The organism is Mesorhizobium sp. M0239, from assembly GCF_040321815.1.
Taxonomy (GTDB): Bacteria; Pseudomonadota; Alphaproteobacteria; order Rhizobiales; family Rhizobiaceae; genus Mesorhizobium.
Genome location: NZ_JAMYSG010000062.1, coordinates 1 through 9669, shown reverse-complemented (window position 1 = coordinate 9669; position 9669 = coordinate 1). Strand labels below are relative to the sequence as shown.

3 protein-coding genes and 7 pseudogenes are annotated in these 9669 nt (G+C 59.5%); 4 read left to right on the top strand and 6 right to left on the bottom strand.

The window, feature by feature from the left end; genetic code table 11:
* Positions 1 to 45: 45 nt before the first annotated feature.
* From NKI99_RS32970 to panD, 4 genes and pseudogenes are all read right to left on the bottom strand, one after another.
* Positions 46 to 209: pseudogene (locus tag NKI99_RS32970) on the bottom strand (IS110 family RNA-guided transposase); the annotation flags it as partial.
* Positions 210 to 476: 267 nt separating this feature from the next.
* A pseudogene (locus NKI99_RS32965) lies at positions 477 to 1495 on the bottom strand (IS110 family RNA-guided transposase).
* The gene (locus NKI99_RS33935) at positions 1416 to 1742 is read right to left on the bottom strand and encodes a hypothetical protein (RefSeq protein ID WP_502905570.1); all 327 of its coding nucleotides are present in this window, start codon (positions 1740 to 1742) and stop codon (positions 1416 to 1418) included. The pseudogene NKI99_RS32965 and the gene NKI99_RS33935 overlap by 80 nt, the downstream one beginning before the upstream one ends.
* A 359-nt stretch (positions 1743 to 2101) precedes the next feature.
* Entirely contained in the window at positions 2102 to 2551 is a 450-nt protein-coding gene (gene panD / locus NKI99_RS32955; protein ID WP_352613635.1) for an aspartate 1-decarboxylase, read from the bottom strand.
* 1170 nt (positions 2552 to 3721) lie between these two features.
* Between panD and NKI99_RS32950 the strand changes: the two are divergent.
* Positions 3722 to 4861, top strand: a pseudogene (locus tag NKI99_RS32950) (IS1380 family transposase); the annotation flags it as partial.
* A gap of 312 nt (positions 4862 to 5173) precedes the next feature.
* Here NKI99_RS32950 and NKI99_RS32945 read toward each other — a convergent pair.
* Positions 5174 to 6337 (bottom strand): annotated as a pseudogene (locus NKI99_RS32945) (IS110 family RNA-guided transposase).
* A gap of 83 nt (positions 6338 to 6420) precedes the next feature.
* Between NKI99_RS32945 and NKI99_RS32940 the strand changes: the two are divergent.
* Positions 6421 to 6623: pseudogene (locus NKI99_RS32940) on the top strand (transposase); the annotation flags it as partial.
* 546 nt (positions 6624 to 7169) lie between these two features.
* Here NKI99_RS32940 and NKI99_RS32935 read toward each other — a convergent pair.
* A pseudogene (locus tag NKI99_RS32935) lies at positions 7170 to 7875 on the bottom strand (IS110 family transposase).
* Positions 7876 to 8055: 180 nt separating this feature from the next.
* On the opposite strand from NKI99_RS32935, the pseudogene NKI99_RS32930 reads away from it, so the two are divergent.
* Positions 8056 to 9143 (top strand): annotated as a pseudogene (locus NKI99_RS32930) (IS5 family transposase).
* Complete coding sequence (locus NKI99_RS32925; RefSeq protein ID WP_352613633.1) at positions 9143 to 9481, top strand: hypothetical protein; 339 nt, start codon at positions 9143 to 9145, stop codon at positions 9479 to 9481. Before NKI99_RS32930 ends, NKI99_RS32925 begins: the two are co-directional and overlap by 1 nt.
* Positions 9482 to 9669: the final 188 nt, after the last annotated feature.

The following is a 9669-nucleotide window of genomic DNA, read 5'->3' as shown; positions in this document are numbered from 1 at the left end:
ACTGATTCATTCCCTTCGGAATAACATGGCCATATTCATAGAGCAGCCCCTGAGTGCGTTGGCCAGTTCGGTGCGCTGATGCACAAGGCGCTCTCGAGCGCGAAACAAAATTGCCCTGCTTTGTTTCTCGGCAGTCTTTGGATCTACGAAGCGCATTTCAGGTTCTGAGCCGCGATTACGATCGCTTCGGCATCTGCCGCATCGTTCTTCTCTGGTTGCCGCCCTCGATGCAAGAAGCTTTCCAACCTGATGTTCGGTGATCGAGTGCGTTCTTCTCTCAGGCCTTTTCCTCGCGGCCTTTCAAGCGCTGGCCGGTATGGTGATCTACGGATCGGGTCCAAATCTTCTGCAAGAGCTTTTCAAGCTCGCGAACGACGGCTGGTTTTCCCAACCCAGATCTATTCGATCATTGCGCCCATTCAGGTCGTTCCTAACCTCTCTTCACCGACGTTAGCTTGCGTAGCGATGCGCATTCATCATGAAGCCACCACACACGTCGGATCTCGATAATCTTCTTTCTTCGTCATCATCCCCCAGATCGCCCGCGCCATTTTGTTCGCAAGCGCGATCGCGACCAGCATGAGTGGCTTGCGACGCAGCATCCGTCCCAGCCATGATCCCTCGACGATCGATTTGCGAGCCAGCACTGTCAGGCGTGACATGGCGCCAATGATCAACAAAGATCGGATATCAGTCTGTCCGGCCTTCGACACACGTCCAAGTCGCTCCTTGCCACCGGAGGTGTATTGGCGTGGCACGAGGCCAAGCCAGGCTGCAAAATCTCGTCCGCGTTTGAAGCTCTCCATCGGGGGAGCAAAGCCGCTGATCGCCAGCGCGGTCTGTGGCCCGACGCCCGGCATTGTCTGCAGTCGCCGCGCTGTATCAGTCGCCATGGACAGGGTTCTGGCTTTCTTCGTCTTGGCTTCAATCCGAGCTATCTTCTCGGCAATCTGCTCAATCAGGTCGCCGCATTCCTCGCGTACCAACTCGGGCAGGTCACTGTTGGGTGCCTCCAGGATGCTCTCAATCCGCTTAATGTGAGCGATTCCTTTCGGAACGATATGGCCATATTCATACAGCACCGAACGCAGGGCATTCACAAGCTCGGTGCGCTGATGGAGAAGGCGCTCCCGCGTTCGGAACAGCACAGCGCAGGCTTGCTGAGCTTCCGACTTCGGCTGGACAAAACGCATCTCGGGGCGCTGTGCCGCAACAACGATTGCCTCAGCATCGGCAGCATCGTTTTTCTGCCTTTCACAAAGGGCCGCACATATTGCGGCGCGATCAGTCTCACCTCATGGCCAAGCTTGACCATTTCGCGTGCCCAGTAGCTCGCGCTACCGCATGCTTCCATCACAACCACAGCAGACGGCTGGCATGCCATGAACTGCCGGAAGCGTGACCGCGTCAGCTTCTTACGGAATTTCAAATGCCCCGTCATTGTCGCGCCGTGAAGCTGGAAAGCGTTCTTTGCCAGGTCCACGTTGAACACCACGACCTTGGCACATTGCGATGCCGTCTGGGGAGGGCGGCAACCATCCCATCTTCTGACGCTTTACAAAAGGCTTCACGTAATGCGGGGCGATCAACTTCACCTCATGGCCATACCTGCTCATCTCGCGGGCCCAATAATGCGCGCTGCCAAAGGCTTCCATCACAATCACCGCTGGCGGTTGATCGGCCATAAATTTGGCAAAACTCCCCCGTGACAATTTCTTCCGGAACTTCAGCTCTCCCGTCATCGACCGCCCCGTGGAGCTGAAAAACCGTCTTTGCCAAATCCACCCCGATCATTGTATCTTTCGTCACGGTTGCCGTCCTTTCCGCTCGGTGGCTGTAAACACCACTATCCTGGCTGCGATGCCGTCTGGGGAGGGCGGCAACCACTCCATCTTTCAGTGACATCTCCTCAAGGAAGCATTGTTGCGATCGACCAACCGTGCTCCACGGAGCGGTCACCATACATGAGCGCCAAGTTCATGAAGATTACCTTCCGGAATGGGTTGCGGGTTAGCTTATGATTGCGCTTGGAACAGACGAGACCTAGACTAAACGGGTCGGTTCAGCGACTGGTAGATTTCACCTCCTAATCCGTGAGCTATCATCGATTGGCTCGACGCGGGGTCAGGGCGTTGTCAAGAGAGCCCTCGCGCACCACGAACGTCATCGTTCCATCATCCTTGATCCCACAACTGTAGAACAAGCGGTTGCTGACAGAATTGTCCCGGTCGAACGTCAGCACTCGCGGTTCAATCTGTACGATTTGATGATCCTCAATGTAGATGGAGGAGCAAACGATTACCTCATCTCCGACTTGGCAGGTACGAGCGGCGGCTCCGTTCAGAACACAGCAACGAGAACCTCTCTCACCGTAAATGACATACGTGCTTATTCGAGCGCCTGAACTCTTGTTCCAGATATCAACGAATTCTAGCGGAAAAATACCTGCCTCGTTGCAGTGATCTGGATCCAGAGTTATTGATCCGTGGTAGTTTAGATCCGCGTCGGTCACGGTGATGCCATGAAGCTTAGCGGCAACGACTTTTCTCATCTCAAGTTTCCTCTTCCGGTCATGGATCGCCCCGCCGACGAGTGACGGCAGTGGCTTTAGTCGCAGCGACAGGGGATTGTTCGATGTGCTGCGTAGATCGAGGCGCGGCTTTTAGAATGGATCGGCAATCACGACGGAAGGTCCCGGACATCATACTCCAGCTGCCGGACAGTCAGAGGCACGTTGGCCTGCTACGAGGTAAGCATAGCGGGTCTGCGATGCCCTATTCCCGCAGAATGAGATCTGACGCACGCCTGACACGTTGGTTTCCTTCGATCGATCGCAATGTCACCCAGTCGACAGCTTCCGCCGCCTCACAACTAACTCGCAAAACTCGCGCCAAATAGGCTGGTCGAGCCAAAAAAAATCACATGGCTGCTTTCAGCTATTTAGCCTGAGGCTGCCAAGAGATTGGTTCAAAAATCCTGTCGCGGACCCGACAAAGGGACAGGGCGTCGGATGTGTTACTTGAGACGCTATAGGCTGCGCCGTCGAGATTGCCGATCGCGCGCTGCGTCGAAATCCTTAGCATTCCGGTCAAGGGTACACGCAGCAAGAGCATCCTGACGAACAGAGAGACCTTGACTGCAGGCTCCCTTTCCTTCCGCGCTTAGGACGTTGTCCGACACGATCATGCTGGGATACGCTCTTCGACTGTCCGCCGAGAAAGACGGCCCGGATGCCGAAGCGGATATCCCGCTCCGTAGCTCAAAGGAGGAGCGAGCGCCTCGCTCTTGGCTTTCTTGCGTTCTGGAAGCCTCTGGTGCTGCAGGAAGGGCTCCCCGATCCGCCGGGCACTCGTCCAGATGTTCGGATTCGGCCGTGATGGTTAGCGTCGAAGAAGACGAGTGGATAAACCGCATCGAGCGGTGTCTCAACCGTTGCTCTTGATCAAGCACGAGCGAGGTTCTCTCGGTCCCTATTCGAAAATCGTCGGCTTATTGCTCAGAGAGGCCAACAACGCCGCTTTCCTGCTTTCCTAGAGGATAGCTGACGCAAAGATGCCACTTGGGGCCAATACACTCACAAGGTTGCCGGTTCGCTGCCCAAATCAGTCGACCTAGCCTGAAAAATTCACGGTGGGTTGGCGGATGTGGTTCAAGCCGTTGAAATGACGTAGGAGTTGGCTGCTAAGGCCGATCCCAATCATTTCCGGAGACCACACCCGCCATGAATGATCTTACGCTGCCGCTGAGCGGCTTGTCATCTGTCGGCGCAAATCCGTCGTCGCCCGTTTCGACGGCGGCATGCTGTCGTCGGACAGTGGCGTTCTGGCTCTAGCAGAGGTGGAGAAACGACTGCGGGTGGCCGACCGTCTGGCGCGCTGCATCGATGATCCACGCAGCCCGGACCAGGCCATCCACAACTTTGCAGATATGATCGGCTTCCGCATGAAGAGGATCGCCGCCGGTTACGAGGATGGCAACGACGCCAACCGGCTGCGTTCCGACCCGGTCTTCAAGATGGCCCAGGATGCGCCCCCTTCGGGTCGGGATCTGGCGTCGCAATCGACGATGTGTCGGCTGGAGAACCTACCCGATGTGCGCTCGCTGCTCGCCATGGGCCGGACGATGGTCGACCTCTACTGCGCCTCCTTCCGGCAAATTCCGAAGCGGATCGTGCTCGACATCGACGACACGTTTGACGCCGTGCGCGGCAACCAGCAGCTCCGCCTCTTCAATGCCCATCACGACGAGTACGGCTTCCAGCCGATCGTTGTGTTCGATGGCGACGGCCGGTTCGTGGCTGCTGTCCTGCGACGGCCAAGCGGCCAAGTGGGGCTGAGATCCGTGCTCACCTGCGCCGCCTCGTGCGGGCGATCCGGAGCAACTGGCCGAACATCCGGATCCTGATCCGGGCCGACGGTCACTGTTGCAGCCCGCAGATCATCGACTGGTGCCGCGCCAACGATGTCGACTTCATCCTCGGCGTACCGCCCACCACGACCCTGCGCAAGCATGTCGCGGACCTGGAAGCCCGCACGACGGCGCGCTTTGAAGCGTCACCGAAGACGAACAAGGTCCGCAGGTTCAAGGAGTTCCTGGATGGGGCCGCCAGTTGGAGCCGCGTCGAGCGCATCATAGAGCGGGTCGAGGTCGGCATCCAAGGTGCTGACACCCGCTTCATCGTCACCAACCTCGCCGTGGAAAGGCCAAGGCGCTCTGCGGGGATGTCTACTGCCGGCGCGGAGCGGCCGAGAACCACATCAAGCCCTGGAAGACGCATCTCGCCGCCGACCGAACGTCCTGCACAAGAGCGACGGCCAACCAGTTCCGGCCGTTCCTGCATACCGGCGCCTACTGGCTTATATGAGATGGGTCAATGCGGACTCGGTTGTCAGGGTGACATTTTTTGCTCTCTGTCGGTTATTGCGGCATCCCATGGTCTGAGCCCGGTTGCATGACGCGGCTCGTTCCCAGAGCCAGATCCAACTTATATACGGTCGCTGTTCGCAACAGCAGCACCAACATCCCGCTTGCGGCGGACAAAGGCTCAGGAGGACGATTCCATTCTCATGTGCGGGCTGTTGAGGCCATGCCAATAGTCGGTTCGTCCCACCTGGATCCGCCAGGACTGATCGGGTCCTGGAAGATTGCAGAATTCAGTTCGGGTAACGGGGCATCAGGCGGTCTTCATGGCCGCTCCTTCGATGATGACGCCGGCGTTGACGTATTTGCACAGCGCAACGAGCAGCTTGCGGGCGAGCGCGACAATCGTCGTCTTCTTGAGACGGCCGCCGTTGCGTTTTACCCGGTCCTCGAACCACAAGGTGAGTGTCGATCGCGGTTGATGGCGCAGCCAGAGCCAGGCGATCCTCGATCAGCGTCGTTCGCAGCCTCGGATTGCCGGATTTCGAAACCCCCTGGTCGTGATCGACCGCGCCACTCTGCCAGGGTGATGGCGCGAGGCCCGCATAGGCGGCAACCTGTCGTCGGTTATCGAAGGGACGCGACAGCCCCTCCGACCAGAGCACAGCGGCGAACTCCGGCCCGATGCCTTTCAGATTGAGCAGCATCGCCGGTGCCGGCGAGACGACCTGCGCGGCAGCGAGCATGGCATCGCGCGGGCCTCGACCGCCTTGATCTGCTCCAGTAGCAGCTCGAGCCGATCAAGTTCCCGGCCGATCTGCATCTTCAAGTGTACGGGTAATGGTCGGCCGTCGCCGGTTTGAAGCGCCTCCAGTCGCTTGCGCCGGTTGCGACGCAGAGGCTCGTAGCCGGAGACGCCCTGGCTGAACAGCAGGCCCTTGATGCGGTTGACGTGGCTGATGCGCTCGTTTGTCAAGGCCTTGCGCTCACGCGAGATACGGCGGCGGTCCTCTTCCGCGGGCGTCGGCACCCGGACCATCGCGCACACCCGCAGCTCGCCTCGCTTGTAGGCCAGCAACGCCCGGACCAGCGCCTCGCCGTCGATCTTGTCGGTCTTTACCCGGCGCCGCCGGCGCGAGGTCGCAATCGATGCCGGATCAACCACGTGGCTTTCGATTCCTTCGGCCTGGAGCACGCGATGGATCCAGAAGCCGTCGAGTCCGGCTTCCTGGATCACGATGATCGGAAAGCACCGCCCAGTCCGGTCCTGCGCCTTCCTGTTGAGCTCGGCAAAACGCGGCAGCATGCCGGCGACATCGCCGGCCACCACCAGATGCTTCGACATTTTCGCGCCCGCGCCCGGTGACAGCGAAGTGATCCACCATTTCGAGCGACTCAGTTCCAACGAGACGAAGATTGCGCCAAGATCGGTACGGATAGCGGTCGGCGTTTCGGATCGGTGAGCTGCAACGGGCATGCTTGCCTCCAAGGTAAGGTGTTTGTGTTTAAGCAACCTCACTTTGCCACAGCGCAGGTCGCTATCCACCCTCCTCATAGGATCTCATGTGGGGCCTGCGCGCTGCGATGCCGAAACGCTCCAGCTTTGCCGTCGCGCAATTCGACACGCTGCGTTTGCGCCTCATCAAGATCGCCGCGCGGGTGGTCGAGATGAAGACGCAATCCGCCTGCACCTGCCGACATCCTGCCCCGACCAATGCATCCTGCGCATCGTCCTCGATCGCATTCCGCGGCTCGCGACATAACCATGGGGCGCAGACGCCCCGAAACGAACCCGCCGACCGCAACCTGCAAACCCCACCTGCCATCACGACGGATCACCGCCGGCGCCTGACGAGGTTCGCGGAAAAGCGCCCAACAGCGGCCACATCGCCGCTTCAGGCCGCCAAAACCTCATCGCCGTGCATCAAGGCGGCTAACTATGGCTAGCTTTACTAACGAAAGTAATGATCAGCGAACGCCGCATATCGGCAGTACGTCCTCTGTTACGATCGGGCTGTCTTAGCAGGCTTCTCTGATTTGGGTTGGTGAGGTCAAGCTTCTCCTGCTTCTTTTTTCCCGACCATGTCGCCCGGCGATTCACTCGCTTCTCTTCGCGGTCGGCGCCGGGCCGCCGCATGATGAGGTCAGGAGAGCGAGGCGTATCAATCGGTTGAGCGACCTTGGGATTATCTGTCCCAGGATCTAGCCTGCCAACGAGACCGCCTTGCCCATCGTCTTCACGGAAACGATCCGGATCACCCTTTCGGGCGAACCACCGTGTTTCCTCTTCGTTTGTCCGTTTGTCTATTTCATGCCAATGCCGGGCCGGCTTCCTTACCGAAGCGGAACTCGGTCGCATCGCTCCACATGCGATGCAGGATGACGGCGAGCTTGCGGGCAATAGCGACCCGGGCTGGCGCCATGCCGCGCCGCTTAACCACGTGCATGCCCCATGCGCTGAGGCTCGACCAGTTCTTGCTGAGTACGAGCAGCGAATGAGCTGCCTCATAGAGAGCCTGCGGGCGAGTTCGTCGCCGCATCGGCTGACCTTGCCCTGAATGTCCGTTTCACCGGTTGATAACGTGCCGGGGTCAAGCCCAGATGCGCCCCCACACCCCTCAGTGCGTCGTGCGACCAGGAGGGACCGCCAGAGCCGACACTGCTGACTCTTCACATACACCTGTCGGTACCAGCCGGTGCGCATGATCTGCGCCAAGGCGCGGGCGTCATTGCGATCCGTCTTGTTCGGCATCGTCTTCATCGCTGCATTGGCCCGTCGGGTCTCAATGCAATGGCCGGCAATCCTTCGGCGCGAATACCATCATAAAGCCAGGCAGCCAGAGAGCAGGTTTCGAGCCCGACGCGTTCCAGCGGCAGATCGACTTTCCGCAAGGGCTCATAAAGCGCCTGCTGCTCGCTCGCGGTCCGCCCTTCCTTCACAATCCGGCCGCTCTCGTCGATAACGCAGATGGCGGTCTCTTCCAAAGACACGTCCAGTGCGGCAAAATACTTCATAGCTGCTCCTTCCTGACGTTTGTGGCGATCTACATCGACCACGTTCTCACATCCCCACAGGAGCAGCCGCCCTCATTTCTGCTCGGGGCCAACCCCAATCACCCCATCTGTTGAAAAGGTGGCTCGCAGCGATGCTGTGAGCGTGATTCAGTGTCTGGGGAGAGATTCGGAGAACGACGCATGCGCGGCGGAGATGAACGGTCTGGCGAATTGTTCAGTTATGTTGATCTCGACGCTAGCGTGCGGCGCGATCATCCGTTGCGCCTCATTCGGGCGATTGTGACCGAGGCGCTGGCGGCGTTAGAGCGGGACTTGGCGGCGCTGTATTCGCCGATGGGGCGGACTTCGATCCCGCCGGAAAAGCTGCTGCGGGCGATGCTGTTGCAGGCGTTCTACTCGATCCGCTCGGAGCGGCTATTGATGGAGCGGCTGGAATACGACCTTCTGTTCCGCTGGTTCGTCGCATTGGCGTTGACGATGCGGCCTGGGATCATTCTGTGTTCTCCAAGAACCGCGACGGTTGCTGGAGGGCGACATGGCCGCAAAGTTCCTGAGCGCGGTGCTGGCGCAGCCCAAGGTGAAGAAGCTGCTGTCCACGGATCACTTCTCGGTCGACGGCACGCTGATCGAGCCTGGGCATCAATGAAGAGCGTGAAGCCGAAAGATGGCTCGGGCGAGCCGCCGGCTCAGGCGGCGGGCGCAACGCCGAAGCGGATTTCCATGGCCAGAAGCGGTCGAACGATACACATGGCTCGACCACCGATCCTGTGACGCCAGGCTCTATCGCAAGGGCAAGGCAAGGAGGCCAAGCTCTGCTTCATGGGACATGGGCTGATGGAGAACCGCCACGGCCTGCTGGTCGATGCTTGCCTGACACTGGCCGAAGGGCATGCCGAGCGGGTGGCGGCACTGCACATGGTCGAGCCTCGCGCCGACCGACCGCAGGCGATCACGCTCGGTGCCGACAAGGCTACCATGCGGAGGACTTCGTCAACGAACTGCGTTCGATGAGGGTGACGCCGCATGTAGCGCAGAACACCAGCGGCCGTAGTTCTGCCATCGACGGGCGCACCACCCGGCATAGCGGCTATGCTGTCAATCAGCGTATTCGCAAGCGCGTTGAAGAGGCGTTCGGTTGGATCAAGGTCGTGGCCGGCCAGCACAAGACCAGGTTCCGCGGCCGCGACCGTGTCGGATGGGCCTTCACCTTCGCAGCCGCAGCCTACAATCTGGTGCGACTGCCAAAGCTCATGGCGGAGACCGGCTGATGGCCAAGGTTCCCAGGTTCGCCAAGGCCTGGCCGCTGGCGCTTCGTCGAGATGATGTTTGGGATAACGACTTCCTCGATCTCGTCGAGGAAGCGCATCTGACATTCAAAGGCTCGGCGGATGGCGAGATCGCCTTCGGCGCACTCAAGAGCTTCCTCGATGTCCGATATGGCACCCGCGATGGCTCAGCCTGCGCGGAATTCTCGTGGGAGGGACATGATGAGAACGACCCAGCCTGTGGCCGCGGCTGGGTTGTCTTTGGCACTGCAGGCCGCCTCGTCGGCCACTTCCACATCCACAACGGCGACGATTCAGGCTTTGCTTGCGAAAGAGCCTGACTTCTTCAACGGATGGGGTGATTGGGGTCTCGCCCGAGCCAAGGTGCGGGCGGCTGCTCCTGTATGGATGTTAGAACGTGGTCGCCTTGGAGCGCCACAAACATCGGGAAGGAGCAGCCGTGAAGTATTTTGCTGGATTAGACGTATCTTTGGAAGAGACCGCGATTTGCGTCGTCGATGAGAGCAGT

What these genes read in the sequence shown, in the direction of transcription:
- NKI99_RS33935 (WP_502905570.1), bottom strand. Translation starts at nt 1,742, where the DNA reads ATGACGGGAGAGCTGAAGTTCCGGAAGAAATTGTCACGGGGGAGTTTT.
- panD (WP_352613635.1), bottom strand. Translation starts at nt 2,551, where the DNA reads ATGAGAAAAGTCGTTGCCGCTAAGCTTCATGGCATCACCGTGACCGAC.
- NKI99_RS32925 (WP_352613633.1), top strand. Translation starts at nt 9,143, where the DNA reads ATGGCCAAGGTTCCCAGGTTCGCCAAGGCCTGGCCGCTGGCGCTTCGT.